Source organism: Amycolatopsis sp. NPDC003731 (assembly GCF_053586895.1).
In genome coordinates this window covers 1-19,171 of record NZ_JBSFNC010000161.1, presented here as the reverse complement: position 1 = coordinate 19,171, position 19,171 = coordinate 1, and the positions used below count along the sequence as shown (strand labels likewise).

The following is a 19,171-nucleotide window of genomic DNA, read 5'->3' as shown; positions in this document are numbered from 1 at the left end:
CGGCCTGTCGGCGGAGGAGACCGCGGACGCGGTCGGCTCCACGCCCGGCGCCGTCCGCGTCGCCCAGCACCGCGCCCTCGCGCGGCTGAGAAAGGTCCTGGCCGCGGAGGAGGTGATCTGAGTGACCGGTCACGAGAAGAGATTCGAGCCGGACGACGTCTTCGGCAGTGGCCTGACGGCGTCGGAGGCGGAGTTCGCCGCCGACCTGTCGGCCGTACAGGCCGACGACGCGCTGCTCGACGCGCTCGGCGGGTCCGACCCGGCGCTGGCCGACGGTCTCGGCGACCAGGAGCTCAACGCGTTGCTGGTGGCGTGGCGAAGAGACATCGACAGCGAGCCGCTGGCCGAGCTGGTCGACGTCGACACCGCCGTGCGCACCGTCAGTACCGCCGCTCTCGCGAAGCGGCACGCTTCGAGCGGACGCCGCCGCAGGCTGCTCGTCCCGGTCGCCGTCGCCGCCGCCGTGCTGGCGATCGCGTTCACCGGCACCGGGCTGGCCGCGCGCTCCGCACAACCCGGCGACACGCTGTGGGGCCTCGCGAAGGTCCTGTACGCCGATCACACCCGTTCCGTCGAGGCGGCCGCGACTGCGAAGCTCGACCTCGAAAAGGCCAACCTCGCCATCGCCGGCGGCAACCTCGACGCCGCCCGCCAGGCCCTCCAGGACGCCCAGGCCGCCCTGTCGCAGGTCACCGACGAGGAGAACCGCGACCAGCTGATGGAGCAGCACCGGCAGCTCGCCGCTCAGCTGACGAACCCGGACGCGCCGGTCCAGGGCCCGATCCAGACGTCCCTGCCGTCGGCCACGCCGGGCGCACCGACGAGCCAGGCCCCGCCGGCCGGCTCGGCCTCGTCCCTCCCCGGCAGCGGCAGCGGAACCACGAGCCTGCCGGGCAGCGCAACCCCGACGCCGACCCCGCCACCGCCGACGACGACCCCGCCGCCGACAACGACTCCGCCGCCGCCGACCACCACCGGCGCCACCGGCAACGAGCCGGGCACGCCGCGCAGCGAGTCCGCGGGCGGCCAGTCGCAGGGCGTCGGCGAGACGCCGTAGCAGCAGCCCTTCCCGGCAGCGGTCCGCGACACCACGACCGCTGCCGGTCGGCACGCCCTGGCCGCAGCGCAAGGCGCCGAGCTGCGGGCCCGGCGCCGACCCCGCCCGCGTGGCGAGTCCGCGGGCGGGCCACGCTCAGCGCGAGCCCGGCGCCGACCGCGGCTCCCACTTCGCCGACCAGCACCGGCGCGACCGGCAACGGGCCGGGTTCGCCGCGCGGCGAGCGCCGACCCCGCCCGCGCGGCGTGCCCGCGTCGGGCAGCGGGAAGCGCAGCCCCGCCGCCGAGCTGCGAGTCCGCCGCCGACCATGACCGCTGCCGGGCAGCGCGCCCCGGCCGCGCCCGCGGGCGGGCAGCGCAACGAGCGACCCCGCTCGCGCGGCGGCCAGAGGCCGCAGCAAAAAGCCCTGGTGAGGAACCTCACCAGGGCTTCTTCGCAGCCAGCCGAAGGACCGCTCAGTACGCGCTTTCGTTGGCCGTCACGCCGTCCGCGAACCCGCGGCAGTAGTCCCAGCTCACGTAGTCACCGGGGTTCGGGTCGTAGGCCGGTTCGTGGGGGCGCATCCGGCCGTCCGCCAGCAGCTGCTCGAGGCTGGCTCGCAGCAGGTGCCAGTCGTGGTAGTGGGGTTCGTCGCACTCGCCGCAGTCGACCACGATCCCGCGGACCCCGCGGGGTTCGAGGAGGGCCTGGTACACGGCCAGATCCGAGAGATCGGCCAGCAGTTCGGTGCGTTCGGAGTCGCTGATCGGCTCGTCCAGCCGGTCCTCGGGGTCTCCGAATGCGCGGGCCGGGTCGTCCGGGTCGTCCGCGAACGGGTCTGGAGGCAGGACATCGTGCGCCACGGCCTGCACGGTACCGGGCCGCCCACCGCCCGGGGCGGGCGGGGAGCGGCGGATATCATGAGGGGAAGGCTCCGAGTCGCCACAGCGACACGCTCATCCCGCGCCAGGAAGGCCCTTCACCCGCTATGACCAGCGACGGCACCACCGCCCCCGTTCCGGCCAAGTTCGCCATGCTCGGCCTGACCTTCGACGACGTGCTGCTGCTGCCGGCCGAATCCGACGTCGTCCCCAGCACCGTCGACACGAGCTCCCGGCTGACCCGGAACATCACCCTCGGCGTGCCGCTGGTGTCCGCGGCGATGGACACCGTCACCGAGGCGCGGATGGCCATCGCCATGGCCCGCCAGGGCGGCATCGGCGTACTCCAGCGCAACCTGCCGATCGACGAGCAGGCCGCCGCGGTCGAGGTCGTCAAGCGGTCCGAGGCCGGCATGGTCACCGACCCGGTCACCTGCGCGCCGGACGCGACGCTGGCCGAGGTCGACGCCCTGTGCGCCAAGTTCCGCATCTCCGGCGTGCCGGTGACCGACGCGGCCGGCACGCTGGTGGGCATCATCACCAACCGCGACATGCGGTTCGAGGTCGACCACAGCCGCCCGGTGTCCGAGGTCATGACGAAGGCGCCGCTGGTCACCGCGCAGGTCGGGGTGTCGGCGGACGCCGCGCTCGGCCTGCTGCGCCGGCACAAGATCGAGAAACTGCCGATCGTCGACGGCGCGGGCAAGCTCCGCGGCCTGATCACGGTCAAGGACTTCGTGAAGACCGAGCAGTACCCGAAGGCGACCAAGGACCCGGACGGCCGGCTCATCGTCGGTGCCGCGGTCGGCGTGGGGGTAGACGGCCACAAGCGCGCGATGACGCTGGCCGAGGCCGGCGTCGACGTGCTGATGGTCGACACCGCGCACGGGCACTCCCGCGCGGTCGTCGACACGGTCTCGCTGCTGAAGAAGGAGCTGGGCGAGTCGGTCGACATCGTCGGCGGCAACGTCGCCACCCGCGCGGGCGCGCAGGCGCTGGTCGACGCGGGCGCGGACGGCATCAAGGTCGGCGTCGGCCCGGGCTCCATCTGCACCACCCGGATCGTGGCCGGCGTCGGCGTGCCGCAGATCTCGGCGATCTACGAGGCCGACCAGGCCGCGCGCCCGGCGGGCATCCCGGTGATCGGCGACGGCGGCATCCAGTACTCCGGCGACATCGCGAAGGCCATCGCGGCCGGCGCGTCCACGGTGATGCTGGGCAGCCTGCTCGCCGGCACCGCCGAGTCCCCGGGCGACCTGATCCTGGTCAACGGCAAGCAGTTCAAGGTCTACCGCGGCATGGGCTCGCTCGGCGCGATGCAGTCCCGCGGCCAGGGCAAGTCCTACTCGAAGGACCGCTACGCCCAGGACGACGTGCTCAACGAAGACAAGCTGGTTCCCGAGGGCATCGAGGGCCGGATCCCGTTCCGCGGCCCGCTGGCCAACGTCGTGCACCAGCTGGTCGGCGGCCTGCGCGCCGGCATGGGGTACGCGGGGGCCGAGACGATCGCGCAGCTGCAAGAAGCGCAGCTGGTCCGGATCACCGCGGCCGGGCTCAAGGAAAGCCACCCGCACGACATCACGATGACCGTCGAGGCCCCGAACTACACGACCCGCTGAGTCACGGCCGGCAGCGCGGCCCGCACTCGGAACCGATCCGAAGTGCGGGCTTCTCGCTGTGTCACCGTGACCTAGCGTGCTTACCGTAATCGGCCTATCGCCTGGCGTGGTCGCCGTGGTGTGCACTAGGACGCATGACGGCCGGCCGGTTCACCCGCGTGCTGCGCAAGGTGTTCTTCACGGCCGTCGCCCTGGTGTCCCTCTTCCTGGGCGGCGTGGTGTGCCTGATGTGCCAGGCCCTGGCCGGCCGGGACGCGCCGACCTACCGCGTCGAAGGGCACGTGGTGTCCCACACGCGCGGCGCGCTCCCCGTCGGCGGGTACGCGGACGCGGAGAGCCACACCGTCGAGGTCGACGCCGCGGGCGGCCGGCACTACCGCGTCACGGCGGTGGATTCCGGCCTCGACCTGCCGGCCGGCCAGCCGGTGACGCTCGACGTGTCCACCGCGGACGGCAGCATCGCCTACCTGCGCGCGGGCGGCGGCGTGGTCGACCTGCGGTCCGGCGTGGTCCGGCCGGTCCTGTTGATCGTCGCCAGCCTGCTGGCCCTGGGCGCGGTGTACTTCGGCGCGGTCCGGCTCAACGTCTACCCGCCGGTGGCCACCTGGCTGGCCCTCGCACTGGGGGCGCTGCTGGCGCCGATCGCGGTGTTCGTCCGGGTGTGAGCGTGTCCGGAAAATTCCTGCTGGCGGCCGCGCTGTGCCTGGAGATCTCCGAAGTCGGGCGGGCGGTGCGCGCGATCGAGGTCCGGCGGCACCGCGTGCCGGCCGACACCGAAGACCTCCGGATCTTCTTCGCCGCGCTGTTCGGGGCCGGGCTGCTGGGCGGTGTTCTGGTCTTCGTGTCCGGCAGCGGCCGTCCCGTGGTCGCGGCGGTGCTCGCGGCGGCGGCCGTGGTGGTGGGCGTCCTGCTGGTGGTCCCGCTGTTCTAACCCCCGTGCGCAGGTCACCCACGCGGCCTAGCGACAATGGGGCACGGCAGATTGTCGTCGTCGGAGGAGGCTTCACGTGCGGGACCTGGTCGAGATCGGGATGGGCCGCACCGCGCGGCGGGCGTATGACCTCGACGACGTCGAGATCGTGCCTTCGCGGCGGACCCGGTCGTCTTCGGTGGTGTCCACCTCCTGGCAGATCGACGCCTACCGCTTCGACCTGCCGCTCGTCACGCACCCGACGGACGCGATCGTCTCGCCCGGCACCGCGGTCGCCGTCGGCGAGCTCGGCGGGCTGGGCGTGCTCAACGCCGAAGGGCTCTGGGCGCGGCACGCGAACGTCGAAGACGCCATCTTCCAGCTCGTCCGCGCGGCCGAGGACCTCGAAGACCCGACCGCCGTCGGCCGCGTGCTGCAGGAGCTGCACGCCGCGCCGATCCGGCTCGACCTGCTGACCGAGGCGATCAAGACGGTCCGCGAGTCCGGTGTCACGGTGGCCGCGCGCGTCAGCCCGCAGCACGCCGCCGAGCTGACCCCGGACCTGATCGCGGCCGGCGTCGAAATCCTCGTCGTGCAGGGCACGATCATCTCCGCCGAGCACGTCCAGCGCGACGCCGAGCCGCTCAACCTCAAGGAGTTCATCGGCCGCCTCGACGTGCCGGTGATCGCCGGCGGCGTCAGCGACTACCGCACGGCGATGCACCTCATGCGCACCGGCGCGGCCGGTGTCATCGTCGGCCACGGCTACACGCCGGGCGTGACGAGCACCGACCGCGTCCTCGGCATCGGCGTCCCGATGGCCACCGCGATCATCGACGCCGCGGCCGCCCGCCGCGACTACCTCGACGAGACCGGCGGCCGGTACGTGCACGTGCTCGCCGACGGCGGCATGACGGTGTCGGGCGACATCGCCAAGGCCATCGCGTGCGGCGCGGACGCCGTCATGCTCGGCTCCCCGCTGGCCGCCGCCTCGGACGCGCCCGGTCAGGGCCTGTACTGGACGGCGGCCGCGGCGCACCCGTCCCTGCCGCGCTCGCGCGTGGCGGCCGGCCCCGACTACGCCGTCGACCTCAAGACCCTGCTGTTCGGGCCCTCGTCGGACGCGGAAGGTGTGGTGAACCTGTTCGGGGCGCTGCGCCGCGCGATGGCGAAGACGGGTTACTCGGACCTCAAGGAGTTCCAGCGGGTGGGCCTCACCGTCCGGCGGTGAGGTGGCCGAGGAACGCGGCGAAGGTGGCCGCGGAGTAGACGAGGACCGGCCGGGGCGCCGCTTGCTTGGTGTCCCGGACCCCGACGACGCCGGGACCGGTGCCGATCTCGACGCAGGCGTTCTCTTCGAAGTGGCTGTGGCTCGACTTGCGCCAACCGGTGAGCGTTCGTGGGCTCATCGTGGTGTCTCCCGCCCTTGTGCCCCGACCGGCGGTGATTCGCCGACGTGGACATCGACCACCGTGGAGATTACCCACTATTGTCGTCGGACAAGCGTAACCGGCGGGTAACTTACCTCTGGTCAGAACGCGGAGCCGGAGTTACGCTCCAGGTGTGACTGCCAGTAACACCACCACCAGTGCGGGTGGCCCCGACTACGACGTCGTCGTGGTGGGGTCGGGGTTCGGCGGCAGCGTCGCGGCGCTGCGGCTCACGGAGAAGGGCTACCGGGTGGCCGTCGTCGAGGCGGGCCGCCGGTTCGCCGACGACGAGTTCGCGAAGACGTCGTGGGACCTCAAGCGCTACCTGTGGGCGCCGCAGGTCGGCTGCTACGGCATCCAGCGCATCCACATGCTCAACGACGTGATGGTGCTGGCGGGCGCCGGCGTCGGCGGCGGGTCGCTGGTCTACGCGAACACGCTGTACCGGCCGCTCAAGCCGTTCTACCGCGACCGGCAGTGGGCGCACATCACCGACTGGGAGTCCGAGCTCGCGCCGCACTACGACCAGGCGAGCCGCATGCTCGGCGTCGTCACGAACCCGACCATCACACCGTCGGACGTCGTGATGCGCGAGGTCGCGAAGGACATGGGCGTCGCCGATTCGTTCCACGCGACGCCGGTGGGTGTCTACTTCGGAAAGCCGGGCGAGAAGGCGGCGGACCCGTACTTCGGCGGCGCCGGCCCCGAGCGCGTCGGCTGCACCGAGTGCGGCTCGTGCATGACGGGCTGCCGCGTCGGGGCGAAGAACACGCTGGTCAAGAACTACCTCTACCTGGCCGAGCAGGACGGCGCCCACGTCATCCCGCTGACCACGGTGACGTCGGTGAAGCCGATCGACGGCGGGTACGAGGTGTCGTTGAAGAAGACCGGGACGACCTCGAAGCGGTTCCGGACGACGATCACGGCCGAGAAGGTCGTCTTCGCCGCGGGGACCTGGGGCACGCAGAACCTGCTGCACAAGATGAAGGACACGGGCACGCTGCCGCGGCTGTCGCGCCGGCTCGGCGAGCTGACCCGCACGAACTCCGAGGCGATCATCGGCGCGGCCCGCACCGACGTCGACGAGAGCCGGAACTTCAGCCGCGGCGTAGCGATCACGTCGTCGATCCACCCGGACGACAACACCCACATCGAGCCGGTGCGGTACGGCAAGGGCAGCAACGCGATGAGCCTGCTGCAGACGATCGCGACGGACGGCGCTTCGCCGGTGCCGCGCTGGCGGCAGGCCGTCACCTTCATGGCGAAGCACCCGATCCAGGCGGCGAAGCTGCTCAACGGCTACCGCTGGAGCGAGCGCACGGTGATCCTGCTGGTGATGCAGAGCCTGGACAACTCGATCACGACGTACACCCGCCGCGGCCTGTTCGGGCGGCGCAAGTACACGTCCAAGCAGGGCCACGGAGAGCCGAACCCGAGCTTCATCCCGGCGGGCCACGAAGCCAACGAGCGCACGGCCGAGCACATCGGCGGCATCGCGGGCGGCACGTGGGGCGAGATCTTCGACATCCCGCTGACGGCCCACTTCATCGGCGGCGTCCCGATCGGAGCGTCGGCCGACGAGGGCGTGATCGACCCGTACCACCGGGTGTTCGGCTACCCGGGCCTGTCGGTGGTCGACGGCGCGGCGATCACGGCCAACCTGGGCGTGAACCCGTCGCTGACGATCACGGCCCAGGCGGAGCGCGCGTTCTCGTTCTGGCCGAACAAGGGCGAGGAGGACCTGCGGCCGGCCCAGGACGCGCCTTACGCGCGGCTGGAGCCGATCGCGCCGAAGAACCCGGCCGTCCCGGCGGACGCACCCGCCGCTCTGCGCCGGTCCTAGACTCGGGGCCGTGACGGCATCCGAGAAGGCACACGCCCTGCTCGACGGGGTCAGGAAGCTCGACGACGAGTGGGCGCGGGCCATCGGTGGCCTCGGCGAGCCCGAGCTGCGCGCCCCCAGCGCGTTGCCCGGCTGGTCGCGGGCCCACGTCCTCGCGCACGTCGCCCGCAACGCCGATGGTCTGCAGAACCTCCTGACCTGGGCGAACACCGGCGTCGAGACCCCGATGTACGCCAGCCCGGAAGCCCGCGAGCGGGACATCGAAACCAGTGCCCAGCACGGGGCCGCCGATCTGCTCGCCGACTTCGTCGCCTCCGCCGGGCGCTTCGAGCAGTACGCCGCCGCCATGCCGGATGACGCCTGGGCGCGCGAAGCCCGCAACCGGCAGGGGTTGCCCGTCACCGGGACCGTTGTGGCGCGGATGCGGCTGTCCGAATTGGCCATCCACCTCGCCGACCTCGACCGCGGATACGACCTGGACCGGGTGCTCGGGCTGCTCGGGCCGCTCACCGAGGACGTCGTCCAGCACGCCATCGCCTCCCGCGGTGCCCACCTGCCCTCGCTCCGCCTGGCCGCCGACGGGTTCGAATGGACGATGGGCGCCGCCCCGAAGGCGACCGTACGCGGGTCGGCCGGGGCGCTGCTGGCCTGGCTCAGCGGGCGCTCCGACGGCGCCGGCCTCGAAGGGGACGTGCCGCGGATTCCCGCCTGGGCGTGATCGGTCCGCTCCGTCCGGTGAACGCCTTGCGCCCGCTCTACACTGGGCGTTCCCGGCACCGAGGAGTCCGCTGTGGACAGTGAGCACGACCAGGGGCGGCCCGGCGTCCCCCGGAGGGCGTTCCTGCGCATCGCGGGCGTCTCGGCCGCCGGTGCCGTCGCCGCCGCGTGCGGGCCGGAGCAGCCCGCGGCCCCGGTCGCGTCGACCGCTCCGGCGCCCCCGCCGACCGCCCCGTCCGCCAGCGGCCTGCCCACCGGCCCGCCGAACTGGGACGACCTGCGCACCAAGCTGACCGGCAGCCTGCTGCGCCCGGGCACCGACGGCTACGACACCGCCAAACACGGCTTCAACCAGCTCTTCGACGGCAACAACCCGGTCGCCGTCGCGACCGTGGCCACCGCCGAGGACGTCCAGGCCTGCGTCCGGGCGACCGCCGGGCGCGTCACCATCGCCGCACGCAGCGGCGGCCACAGCTACGCCGGCTACTCCGTGCCCCAGAGCGGGCTGGTCATCGACGTGGCCGCGCTGAACAAGGTCGACGTCCAGGGCGGCAAGGCGGTGATCGGCGCCGGCGCGAAGCTGAAGGACGTCTACGCCGGGCTGGCGCGGGCCGGGCGCGTGCTGCCCGCCGGGACCTGCCCGACGGTCGGGATCGCCGGGCTGACCCTCGGCGGCGGCATCGGCGTGCTCACCCGCAAGTACGGCCTGACCTGCGACCACCTGAGTTCCGCGCAGGTCGTCACGGCCGACGGCCGGCTGCTCACCGCTTCCGCGGGCTCCGAGCCGGACCTGTTCTGGGCCCTGCGCGGCGGGGGCGGAGGCAACTTCGGCGTCGTCACCGAGTTCACCTTCGACACCGACCCGGTGCCGCCGGAGCTGACCGTGTTCTCGCTGCGCTTCCCGGCCGGGTCGGGCGCCGGCGTGCTCGCCGCGTGGCAGCAGTGGATCGCCGCGATGCCGCCGGAGCTCTGGGCGAACCTGGTGCTCTCGGGCGGCTCGCCGGTGCAGTGCCGCGTCGGCGGCTGCTACGTCGGGGACGCCGCCGGGCTGAACACGCTGCTCAACAACCTGACCACGAACGCGGGCGCCCGGCCGGCGCAGCGCGTGGTGAAGACCCTGGACTACCTCGGTGCCATGAAGTACTTCGAGGGCAGTTCGAACCGCCAGTCGTTCGTCGCGTCCTCGCGGATCATCACCACCCCGGTCGACGCCGCGAAGGTCGTCGCGGTCGCGGACGGCAAGCCGGGCATGGACCTGCTGATCGACAGCCTCGGCGGCGCGGTGGCCGGGCCGGCCAAGGACGCCACCGCGTTCTGTCACCGGGACGCGCTGGCCAGCGTGCAGGTCTACGCGAGCGCGACGGCGAAGACCCGGGCGAAGGTCACGCAGACGATCGGCGACGCCGTCGCCGGGCTCGCCGCGGCCGGCGCGGGCGGCGGGTACGTCAACTACATCGACCCGGCCCTGCCCGACTGGAAGACCGCCTACTACGGCGACAACGCCAAGCGGCTGCAGGACGTCGCGCGCAAGTACGACCCCAACAACGTCTTCCGGTTCGGGCAGGGCGTGGTCAGCTAGAGGTCGATGCCGGTGAAGACGGTGACGCGCTCTTCGGTCAGGTCGTGCATCGCGGCGAGCACGCCTTCGCGGCCGACGCCGGAGCCCTTCACACCGCCGTAGGGCATCTGGTCGGCGCGGTAGGACGGGACGTCGCCGATGATCACGCCGCCGACCTCCAGCTCGGCCGAGGCGTGGAAGGCCAGCTGGACGTCCGTGGTGAAGACGCCGGCCTGCAAGCCGTACGCCGATTCGTTGACCGAGCGGAAGGCCTCGTCCACGCCGTCCACAATGGACACCGCGAGCACCGGTCCGAAGATCTCCTCGTTCCAGGCCTTGGTGTCCGGCGGGACGTCGGTGAGCAGCGTCGGGGCGACGGTCGCGCCGTCGCGGGTGCCGCCGGTGAGCACCTTCGCGCCTGCCTCGACGGCTTCGTCGATCCACGCGACGATCCGTTCGGCGGCGGCCTTGTCGACGACCGGGCCGACGTCGGTGTTGCGGTCGTACGGGTCGCCCGTGCGCTGCGACTCGACCGCTTCCACCAGCGCGGGCACGAACTCCTCGGCCACGGCGGCGTCCACGATCACCCGCTGCACCGCGATGCAGGACTGGCCGGCCTGGTAGTTGCCGAAGGTGGCGATCCGGTGCGCGGCGCCTTCGGGGTCGGGCCAGTCGCGCAGCACGACGGCCGCCGCGTTGCCGCCCAGCTCGAGCACGACGTGCTTGCGCGGCGCCGCGTCCTTGAGCGACCAGCCGACCGGGCCAGAGCCGGTGAACGACACGACCGGCAGCCGCGGGTCGGCGACGAGCGCCTGCGTCTCCTCGTTTCCCAGCGGCAGCACGGAGAACGCGCCTGCGGGCAGGTCCGTCTCGGCCAGGATCTCGCCGAGGACCAGCGCGGACAACGGCGTCCGCGGCGCGGGCTTGACGATGATCGGCGCGCCGATCGCCAGCGACGGCGCGACCTTGTGCGCGACCAGGTTGAGCGGGAAGTTGAACGGCGCGATGCCGAGCACCGGCCCGCGCGGGACACGGCGGGTCAGCGCCAGCCGCGCCTCGCCCGCGGGGTCCGTGTCGAGGCGCTGGACATCGCCGGTGAAGCGGCGGGCCTCCTCGGCGGCGATCCGGAACACCGACACCGCGCGCTTGACCTCGGCTTCGGCCCACTTGAGCGGTTTGCCGTTTTCGGCGGTGATCACCTCGGCGATCTCCTCGGCGCGCGCGGCGAGCCCGCGGGAGACGTGGTCGAGCGCTCCCGCCCGGACGTGCGCCGGCGTGCCACGGAGTTCGCGCGCGACCGAGGCCGCGGCGGCCACCGCGCGTTCGACCTGGTCCGGCCCAGGCACAGCGACCGTGGCGACCTCGCTGCCGTCGTACGGGTGGTGCACGACGAGGGTGGTGGCGCCCGCTTCGGGACGGCCGGCGATCCAGGCGGGACGCGGCTCGGGGGTGATCATGTCCATGCGTACCAACGTAATGCGGGCGGCGCCGCGATCGAGTGACCCCCACCCGGACGGGTCACGGCTTGATGAGCACCTTCAGCGCTTCGCGGTCCGCCATCGCGCGGTAGCCGGCGGGGACGTCCTCGATGCCGATGGTCCGGTCGAAGACCCGGCCGGGCCGGTACTTGCCGTCGAGGACGTCCGGCAGCAGTTCGGGGATGTAGTGCCGGGCGGGGGCGACGCCGCCGGTGACGGTGACGTTGCGCCGGAACAGCGCCGGGCCGATCGGGCCCTCTTCGTACTGCGGGACGCCGACGCGGCTGACCGAGCCACCCGGGCGCACGGCGCCGACGGCCATCTCGAACGCGGCCTTCGTGCCGACGCACTCCAGGACGGCGTGCGTGCCCTCGCCGTTCGTCAGGTCCCGCACCTTCTCGATACCCTCCTCGCCGCGTTCGGCGACGACGTCGGTCGCGCCGAACTCGCGGCCGAGGTCGGTCCGCGCCTGGTGGCGTCCCATGAGGACGATCCGTTCGGCGCCCAGCCGCTTCGCGGCGAGGACGGCGGAGAGACCGACCGCGCCGTCGCCGATCACGGTGACGTTCTGGCCCGCGCGCACGCGGGCCTTCGTCGCGGCGTGGTGCCCGGTCGGGAAGACGTCGGACAGCGTGAGCAGCGACGCCAGCAGGTCGTCGTCCTCGGTGTGCGGGACCTTGACGAGAGTGCCGTCGGCCTGCGGCACGCGCACCGCTTCGCCCTGGCCGCCGTCGACGCCCTTCGCGCCCCAGAACCCGCCGTGCAGGCAGGACGTCTGGAGTCCCTCACGGCAGAACTGGCAGGTGTTGTCGGAGTAGACGAAGGGCGCGATGACGAGGTCGCCCTTCGTGACGGTCGTGACGTCCGCGCCCGTCTCCTCGACGATCCCGAGGAACTCGTGCCCGATGCGCCGGCCGTGCTCGCTCGGCGCCATGTCGGCGTACGGCCAGAGGTCGCTGCCGCAGATGCAGGACCGCACGACCCGCAGGATGACGTCGGTCGGTTCGGCCAGCTTCGGGTCCGGGACGGTCTCGACCCGCACGTCGCCGGCGCCGTAGATGACTGTTGCTCGCATACTGGGGGCCTTCCCGTGGCGGTTCGTGACAAACGTCGGGGGTGCGACCGCGGTGGCGCGCCTAGATTTTCGGCCATGACCACGCACACCGCATCCCGCAACCCGTTCGGGGCCCTCGCCCGGGCGGGCCGCCGCCCGTACCTGACCGCCGCGGTCTTCGCGGTGACGCTGGCCTGCGGGATCGCGCAGCTGGCCCACCCGCCGCTGTACGAGGCAATGCACCGCGACGCCACGCGCATCGACGCGGGCGAGTGGTACCGCCTGGTCACCGGCATGTTCTTCCAGGACGGCCGGGCGTTCGGCCTGACGTCGAACCTGCTCTGGCTGGCGGTGTTCGGCACGCTCGCCGAGCGCGTGTTCGGCCGGGTCCGCTGGCTCGTCCTGTTCTTCGGCTGCGGCCTGTTCGGGCAGGTCATGAGCTACGTCTGGCTCAACCCGGTCGGCGCGGGCAACTCGATGTGCGTGGCGGGCCTGATCGGCGGCCTCGCGGCCGTGGTCATGGTGGCTTCGCGCCGCTACGGCGTGGTGCTGCCGGTCCAGTTCCGGATCATGGCCTTCGCGGTGCCGGTGCTGGCCGTGGCGGACACGATCGCGCACGACAACCACGGCCTGCCCGCCCTGCTCGGCCTGGCGCTGGGCTTCCTGTTGCTACCGGCTCCGGTAAAGGTCGCGCAGCAGTAGCACCTCGGCGCAGTGGTGGATCATCTCGCGGTGGATGTGCAGCACCAGCGTGGCCATCGGGTACTTCGCGTACGGGCCTTCCGCCGGTCCGCACGGCCGGGCCAGGGCCTCCTCGTCGAGCGATCGCACCCCGGCGACCCACTGCGCGTAGAGCTTCTCGAGCTCGGCGAGTGCCTCGGCGGCCGTCCCGGGGTAGGGGTAGGTGTCGTAGCCGATCGGTTCGCCGCCGAAGTGCGCCGCGATCCGCGCGCCGAGCACGCCGACCAGGATGTGGCCGAGCCGCCAGGCGATCGTCGTGACCGGCGGTGGCGTCGGTTCGGGGTAGGCCCAGTCGATGGTGAACGGGCCGGTCCCGGGCTCGTCGCCGGACTTCCGCGGCCGCACGGTCCAGCAGCCCGCGACCGGCTCCCAGAGGTACTCGTCGTCGGTGAGTCCTTCGAGCTTCGGGCGCGTGTGCACCGTCCAGTGGAAGTCGAGCTGGTCGGTCAGTTCCTTCGTCCAGTTCACGGCCATACCGGGCACCGTAGGCCGGATCGAGGACAGGGGCGGCCCTGAATCCCGGGTGACCGGGCCCACCTGGGACGATGGTGGGGAATCCCGCTTCTCGCCAGGAGGTCGCCAGGTGCCCAACCCCACCGGTCCGGTTCTCGTCGTGGACTTCGGGGCGCAGTACGCGCAGCTGATCGCCCGGCGCGTCCGCGAGGCACAGATCTACTCGGAGGTCGTGCCGCACAGCGCGTCCACCGAAGAGATCCTCGCGAAGAACCCCGCGGCCATCATCCTTTCCGGCGGTCCTTCGAGCGTGTACGCCGAAGGCGCCCCCGGCATGGACCTGAAGCTCACCGAAGCCGGCGTCCCGATGTTCGGCATCTGCTACGGCCACCAGCTGCTGGCCAGCGCGCTCGGCGGGGTCGTCGAGCCGACCGGCGTGCGCGAGTTCGGCCGCACCGAGGTCCGCGTCACCGGCGACGGCGGTGTCCTGCACGCCGGCCTGCCCGCGCACCAGCCCGCCTGGATGAGCCACAACGACAGCGTCACCAAGGCTCCGGAGGGCGCGGTCGTCACGGCGTCCTCGGACGGCGCCGCGGTCGCCGGCTTCGAAGACGTCGAGCGCCGCTTCGCCGGCGTCCAGTACCACCCGGAGGTCGCGCACTCGCCGCACGGCCAGGAGGTGCTGCGCCGGTTCCTGCACGACATCGCGGGCATCAAGCCGCAGTGGACGACGTCGTCGATCGTCGAGGAGCAGGTCCGGCGGATCAGCGACCAGATCGGTGACGGCCGGGCCATCTGCGGCCTGTCCGGCGGCGTCGACTCCGCCGTGGCCGCGGCTTTGGTGCAGCGCGCCATCGGGGACAGGCTGACCTGCGTGTTCGTCGACCACGGCCTGCTGCGGGCGGGGGAGCGCACCCAGGTCGAGCGCGACTTCGTCGCCGCCACCGGCGTCAACCTGGTGACCGTGGACGCGCGCGAGCGGTTCCTCGACGCGCTGGCCGGCGTCACCGACCCGGAGCAGAAGCGCAAGATCATCGGCCGCGAGTTCATCCGCGTCTTCGAGCAGGCCGAGCGGGACCTCAAGGCCCAGGGCGACTACAAGTTCCTGGTCCAGGGCACGCTCTACCCGGACGTCGTCGAGTCCGGCGGCGGCGAAGGCACGGCGAACATCAAGAGCCACCACAACGTCGGCGGCCTGCCGGACGACCTGGAGTTCGAGCTGGTCGAGCCGCTGCGGCTGCTGTTCAAGGACGAGGTCCGGCGGGTCGGCTCGGAGCTGGGCCTGCCCGAGACGATCGTGCAGCGCCAGCCGTTCCCCGGCCCCGGCCTGGGCATCCGGATCATCGGCGCGGTCGACCAGGAGCGCCTGGACACCCTGCGCGCGGCCGACCTGATCGCCCGCGAGGAGCTGACGGCGGCCGGGCTGGACCGCAGCATCTGGCAGTGCCCGGTGGTGCTGCTGGCCGACGTCCGCAGCGTCGGCGTCCAGGGCGACGGCCGGACCTACGGCCACCCGGTGGTGCTGCGGCCGGTGTCGTCGGAGGACGCGATGACCGCGGACTGGACGCGCCTGCCCTACGACGTCCTGGAGCGGATCTCCACGCGCATCACCAACGAGGTCGCGGAGGTCAACCGGGTGGTGCTGGACGTGACGTCCAAGCCGCCGGGCACCATCGAGTGGGAGTGAGTCCACTGTAGACAAGGCTCGAGGCCCCGGCGTGGGATCCGGGGCCTCGAGGGTTCTCGGGGAGGGTCAGCGCCGCCGCTTGCTGCCGAACGACGCGCCGAGGAGCATCAGCCCCACGAACACCGCACCGCCGGCGATCACCCAGCGGAAGTCGAACGAGGGCAGCCAGCTCGCGCCGTCCGAGAGGACGTACGCCGACACCAGCAGCGTCGCGATCCCGAAGATCAGGGTGAAGACGTCCACGCCACCGCGCTTCGCGGGCTGGGTGTCGGCCGGGTTGTCGTAGGCGTAAGGGTTCTGGTCAGTCACGCCGCACCTCCACGTTGCCCACGCTGTTCGAAACCTTCAGGGTGATCTTCTGGCCGCCGACGCCGTCGGGGCCGTTGTCCGTGCCGGTCAGCGCGCCCTGGCTGATGCCGTCGGTCGAGCGGTTGAAGCACCGCGCCTCGCCCGCACCGGTGTGGCAGTCGAAGGTGACGTCGGCGTTGGCGGGCACGAGGACGGTGGTGTCGCCCGCGCCGTTCGACACGGTCGTCGAGTACGGTGCGCCTTCGGGCAGCTCGGTCAGGTCGAGCCGGATGTCGCCGGCCGCGTGCTGGTAGAGCGGCTTCAGCTCGGCGGCCGCCTGCGGGGTCTCCCGGATGTCGCCGACGCCGCCGCGGATGTCGAAGTTCTTGAACGGCGAGGTCGTCAGGACCAGGCCGGCGATGGCCAGCGGGATCGCGAGCCCGATCAGGCCGCGGCCGCCGCGGGCGAACGCGCCGGCGACCAGGCCGATCCCGACCACGCCGAGCACCAGGCCGATGATGTGCTGCGCGTCGAACCAGCCGGCGCCGTTCAAGCCGGCCAGCACCCCGGCGCCGGCGGTCACCACGGCCAGCGCGAACGTCGCCGAGCCGACCTTCGACCGCGGCCGCCGTTCCGGCGCCTGGTAGGACGGCGACGGCGTGGGCTCCTGGACGGGCGGCGTCGCATCGGGGAGGTCCCAGCCGGCCGGGTCGGCGGCGAGGGGGTCCCAGCCGCGCGCCGGTGTGGGCGCCTCGGCGGTGTCGGTCATGGTGAAGGCTCCGTTTCCGGTGAAGGCCGGGTACGACGTCCGCGCGGCGACCGGCGCGGGGCGGTTCAGGTGGCCGCGGCTGCGGTGCAGCAGGTAGAGAGCGGCGGTGATGAGGGCGCAGCTGATCAGCCCGCCGCCGTCGAACCACGACCCGGTGATCGAGCCCCCGGCGCTGACGACGGTGAGGACCATGAGCACGACGGCGAACGCGGGCGACACCGAAGACCGGCCGCGCCCGATCAGGCTCTCGAAGCCGGAGACCTCGTCGCTCTCGCCGGGCAGGAACAACCACCCCAGCAGGTAGAAGGGAATCCCGAAGCCGCCGAAGATCGTCGTGACGACGAGGGCGATCCGCACGACGACGGGATCGATGCCGTACCGGTACCCGATGGCGGCGGCCACCCCGGCCACCTTCCGCCCGGCGTGCGGCCGCCGGGGCCGGCTGACCCAAAAGTCCTTGACGGTCTCCTCGAAGCCGTTCAGGACCCCCGGCTTCTCACTCGCACCACTCATACCGAGAAGCATGCGGCACCCGGGTCGGCGGGACATCCGGGATGGTCCCTGAGGTTTCCCCTGGCTCCCTGGATCAGGGGTTTCCCGGATGGAACCGCCTCCCCGTGCGTGTGACCATGGACGGCGTGCAGGAGTCCCTCGACCACGTTCCCGCCGAGCAGGCGATCACCACCACCGGCCCGGTCGCGCCCAAGATGTTCCGGCGCCGGTCCGGGCGGGCCATCGCCGGGGTCGCCGGTGGGCTCGCCGATCACCTCGGGGTGCCGGTCCTCTGGGTGCGGACGGCGTTCGCCCTGCTCGCCGCGCTCAACGGCGCCGGGCTGCTCGCCTACGGGCTCCTCTGGGTGTTCGTCCAGCAGCAGTCCGAGGAAGCCGCGGACGCGCCGAAGCCGAAGGAGCGCCAGCAGGCGTTCGGCCTGATCGCGCTGGGCGTCGGCCTCGCCGTCGCCAGCGGGACGCTCACCGGGTTCATCAGCGGCTGGGTCGCGGTGCCGCTGGCCGTCGCCATGATCGGTCTCGCGGTCGTCTGGCGGGAGGCCGACGAGTCGCAGCGCCGCCGCTGGCGGGTCGGGGCGAAGGACGGCTTCGCGGGCGCCTTCCTCGGCGGGGGCGGCTGGTCGGCCGCCATCCGGATCGTCGCCGGGGTCGCGCTGGTGATCACCGGCATCACCGTCGTCGTGCTGCGCAGCGGCACCCTCGACCAGGTTCAGTTCGCGCTGATCGCGGTCCTCGCCACGCTGATCGGCGTCGCCGTGCTGACCGTGCCGTTCTGGCTGCGGCTGGTCCGCGACCTCTCCGACGAGCGCAAGGCCCGCATCCGCACCGACGAGCGTGCCGAGATCGCCGCCCACTTGCACGACTCCGTGCTGCAGACGCTCGCGCTGATCCAGAAGCAGAGCGAGCAGCCCCGCGAGGTCGCCCGGCTGGCCCGCAGCCAGGAGCGCGAGCTGCGCGGCTGGCTCTACGGCCCGAACGGCTACGGCAAGCCGGCCGAGAAGGTCGAGGAAGCGACCGGCCAGCTGTCCGAGGCGCTCGCGACGGCGTGCGGCGAGGTCGAGGACACCTTCGCGATCTCGGTCGGCCAGGTCGTCGTCGGCGACGCCGAGCTGGACGAATCCCTGGTCGCGCTGGTCCAGGCCGCCCGCGAGGCGATCGTCAACGCGGCCAAGCACGCCGGCGTCGACGAGGTGAGCGTGTACGCCGAGGTCGAGCCGACGTCGGTGACGGTGTTCGTCCGCGACCGCGGCAAGGGCTTCGACCCCGACCTCGTCCCGGACGACCGCCACGGCCTCGCCGACTCGATCCGCGGCCGGATGACCCGCCACGGCGGCACGTGCAAGGTCCGGACGGCGCCGGGCGAGGGCACCGAGGTGCAGCTCGCCATGCCGGTGAAAGCGGGCAAGGGAGCGGCGTGAGGCGGCTATGCTCGACGACGTGACTGACACCCAGCGCGAACCGGTGAAGGTGTTCCTCGTCGACGACCACGCGCTGTTCCGCGCGGGGGTGCGCACCGAGCTCGACTCGATCACCGACGAGGTGCGCGTGGTCGGCGAGGCCGGTTCGGTGGCGGAGGCGGTCGCGGGCATCGCCCGCACGAAGCCCCAGGTGGTGCTCCTCGACGTCCACATGCCCGACGGCGGCGGCGCCGAGGTCCTGCGCCGGGTCCGCCCGGAGCTGCCGGACGTGGTGTTCCTGGCCCTGTCGGTGTCCGATGCGGCGGAGGACGTCATCGCGGTCATCCGAGCGGGCGCGCGCGGCTACGTGACGAAGACGATCTCGTCGAAGGAACTGGTCCGAGCGGTGGTCCGCGTCTCCGACGGCGACGCGGTGTTCTCGCCGCGCCTGGCCGGGTTCGTGCTGGACGCGTTCGCGGATCGCCCGGGTTCGGCGCCGATCAACGACCCCGAGCTGGACCTGCTGACGCCCCGCGAGCGCGACGTCCTGCGCCTGCTGGCGCGGGGGTACGCGTACAAGGAGATCGCGTCGGAGCTGTTCATCTCGGTGAAGACGGTCGAGACGCACGTTTCCAGCGTCCTGCGCAAGACCCAGCTGTCGAACCGCTACGAGCTTTCCCGCTGGGCCTCCGACCGCCGCCTCGTCTGAGAGCCCTATGTCAAGCGGCTTGTTGGTGGAGGGTGTGGAGTCGGCCGTGGAGGTCGGGGTTGTAGGGCTGGTGGTCGTGCCAGCAGCGCCA

General features: G+C 72.5%; 19 protein-coding genes and 1 pseudogene. 13 read left to right on the top strand and 7 right to left on the bottom strand.

Annotation, left to right across the window (positions count from 1 at the left end):
* Positions 1-121: pseudogene (locus ACWDN5_RS39905) on the top strand (RNA polymerase subunit sigma); the annotation flags it as partial.
* Positions 122-1,057, top strand: coding sequence for an anti-sigma-D factor RsdA (locus ACWDN5_RS39900; RefSeq protein ID WP_310967586.1), 936 nt, complete (start codon positions 122-124; stop codon positions 1,055-1,057).
* A 455-nt stretch (positions 1,058-1,512) separates the two neighbouring features.
* On the opposite strand, the gene ACWDN5_RS39895 is transcribed toward ACWDN5_RS39900, so the two are convergent.
* Positions 1,513-1,908: a DUF5319 domain-containing protein gene (locus tag ACWDN5_RS39895; protein WP_003073549.1), complete on the bottom strand. Its 396-nt coding sequence runs from the start codon at positions 1,906-1,908 to the stop codon at positions 1,513-1,515.
* A gap of 116 nt (positions 1,909-2,024) precedes the next feature.
* Here ACWDN5_RS39895 and guaB point away from each other — a divergent pair, with 116 nt between their 5' ends.
* From guaB to ACWDN5_RS39875, 4 genes are all read left to right on the top strand, one after another.
* Positions 2,025-3,536: an IMP dehydrogenase gene (gene guaB, locus ACWDN5_RS39890; protein ID WP_310967583.1), complete on the top strand. Its 1,512-nt coding sequence runs from the start codon at positions 2,025-2,027 to the stop codon at positions 3,534-3,536.
* A 134-nt stretch (positions 3,537-3,670) separates the two neighbouring features.
* Positions 3,671-4,201 carry a hypothetical protein gene (locus ACWDN5_RS39885; RefSeq protein ID WP_310967581.1) on the top strand — a complete coding sequence of 177 codons (531 nt, stop codon included), beginning with the start codon at positions 3,671-3,673 and terminating at the stop codon, positions 4,199-4,201.
* A gap of 2 nt (positions 4,202-4,203) precedes the next feature.
* Positions 4,204-4,467, top strand: coding sequence for a hypothetical protein (locus ACWDN5_RS39880; protein ID WP_310967580.1), 264 nt, complete (start codon positions 4,204-4,206; stop codon positions 4,465-4,467).
* Positions 4,468-4,543: 76 nt separating this feature from the next.
* Positions 4,544-5,677 (top strand): GuaB3 family IMP dehydrogenase-related protein, encoded by a 1,134-nt coding sequence (locus ACWDN5_RS39875; protein ID WP_013222686.1) that lies wholly within the window; start codon positions 4,544-4,546, stop codon positions 5,675-5,677.
* On the opposite strand, the gene ACWDN5_RS39870 is transcribed toward ACWDN5_RS39875, so the two are convergent.
* Positions 5,661-5,855, bottom strand: a complete 195-nt coding sequence (locus ACWDN5_RS39870; RefSeq protein WP_449679921.1) for a DUF397 domain-containing protein — start codon at positions 5,853-5,855, stop codon at positions 5,661-5,663. The two genes, ACWDN5_RS39875 and ACWDN5_RS39870, sit on opposite strands and share 17 nt — an antisense overlap.
* A 154-nt stretch (positions 5,856-6,009) precedes the next feature.
* On the opposite strand from ACWDN5_RS39870, the gene ACWDN5_RS39865 reads away from it, so the two are divergent.
* From ACWDN5_RS39865 to ACWDN5_RS39855, 3 genes are all read left to right on the top strand, one after another.
* On the top strand, positions 6,010-7,719 hold the full coding sequence (locus ACWDN5_RS39865; RefSeq protein WP_310967572.1) for a GMC family oxidoreductase: 1,710 nt from the start codon (positions 6,010-6,012) through the stop codon (positions 7,717-7,719).
* A 10-nt stretch (positions 7,720-7,729) separates the two neighbouring features.
* Entirely contained in the window at positions 7,730-8,437 is a 708-nt protein-coding gene (locus tag ACWDN5_RS39860) for a maleylpyruvate isomerase N-terminal domain-containing protein (protein WP_449679920.1), read from the top strand.
* A gap of 72 nt (positions 8,438-8,509) precedes the next feature.
* Positions 8,510-10,015 carry an FAD-dependent oxidoreductase gene (locus ACWDN5_RS39855; protein WP_449679919.1) on the top strand — a complete coding sequence of 502 codons (1,506 nt, stop codon included), beginning with the start codon at positions 8,510-8,512 and terminating at the stop codon, positions 10,013-10,015.
* On the opposite strand, the gene ACWDN5_RS39850 is transcribed toward ACWDN5_RS39855, so the two are convergent.
* Positions 10,012-11,457: an aldehyde dehydrogenase family protein gene (locus ACWDN5_RS39850; protein WP_449679918.1), complete on the bottom strand. Its 1,446-nt coding sequence runs from the start codon at positions 11,455-11,457 to the stop codon at positions 10,012-10,014. The genes ACWDN5_RS39855 and ACWDN5_RS39850 overlap by 4 nt on opposite strands.
* A 55-nt stretch (positions 11,458-11,512) precedes the next feature.
* Positions 11,513-12,547 carry a zinc-dependent alcohol dehydrogenase family protein gene (locus tag ACWDN5_RS39845; protein WP_449679917.1) on the bottom strand — a complete coding sequence of 345 codons (1,035 nt, stop codon included), beginning with the start codon at positions 12,545-12,547 and terminating at the stop codon, positions 11,513-11,515.
* 75 nt (positions 12,548-12,622) lie between these two features.
* Between ACWDN5_RS39845 and ACWDN5_RS39840 the strand changes: the two genes are divergently transcribed.
* Positions 12,623-13,228: a rhomboid family intramembrane serine protease gene (locus ACWDN5_RS39840; protein WP_449679916.1), complete on the top strand. Its 606-nt coding sequence runs from the start codon at positions 12,623-12,625 to the stop codon at positions 13,226-13,228.
* Here ACWDN5_RS39840 and ACWDN5_RS39835 read toward each other — a convergent pair.
* Positions 13,196-13,741: a DinB family protein gene (locus tag ACWDN5_RS39835; RefSeq protein WP_449679915.1), complete on the bottom strand. Its 546-nt coding sequence runs from the start codon at positions 13,739-13,741 to the stop codon at positions 13,196-13,198. The two genes, ACWDN5_RS39840 and ACWDN5_RS39835, sit on opposite strands and share 33 nt — an antisense overlap.
* 109 nt (positions 13,742-13,850) lie before the next feature.
* Between ACWDN5_RS39835 and guaA the strand changes: the two genes are divergently transcribed.
* Positions 13,851-15,407 (top strand): glutamine-hydrolyzing GMP synthase, encoded by a 1,557-nt coding sequence (gene guaA, locus ACWDN5_RS39830; protein WP_449679914.1) that lies wholly within the window; start codon positions 13,851-13,853, stop codon positions 15,405-15,407.
* 66 nt (positions 15,408-15,473) lie between these two features.
* Here guaA and ACWDN5_RS39825 read toward each other — a convergent pair whose 3' ends face one another.
* Positions 15,474-15,716 (bottom strand): hypothetical protein, encoded by a 243-nt coding sequence (locus tag ACWDN5_RS39825; protein WP_310967560.1) that lies wholly within the window; start codon positions 15,714-15,716, stop codon positions 15,474-15,476.
* The gene (locus ACWDN5_RS39820; protein WP_449679913.1) at positions 15,709-16,977 is read right to left on the bottom strand and encodes a PspC domain-containing protein; all 1,269 of its coding nucleotides are present in this window, start codon (positions 16,975-16,977) and stop codon (positions 15,709-15,711) included. Before ACWDN5_RS39820 ends, ACWDN5_RS39825 begins: the two co-directional genes overlap by 8 nt.
* A 110-nt stretch (positions 16,978-17,087) precedes the next feature.
* On the opposite strand from ACWDN5_RS39820, the gene ACWDN5_RS39815 reads away from it, so the two are divergent.
* Both ACWDN5_RS39815 and ACWDN5_RS39810 read left to right on the top strand, forming a co-directional pair.
* Complete coding sequence (locus tag ACWDN5_RS39815) at positions 17,088-18,392, top strand: PspC domain-containing protein (protein ID WP_310968477.1); 1,305 nt, start codon at positions 17,088-17,090, stop codon at positions 18,390-18,392.
* 7 nt (positions 18,393-18,399) lie between these two features.
* Positions 18,400-19,080, top strand: a complete 681-nt coding sequence (locus ACWDN5_RS39810) for a response regulator (RefSeq protein WP_086672798.1) — start codon at positions 18,400-18,402, stop codon at positions 19,078-19,080.
* The last annotated feature ends 91 nt before the right edge of the window (positions 19,081-19,171 follow it).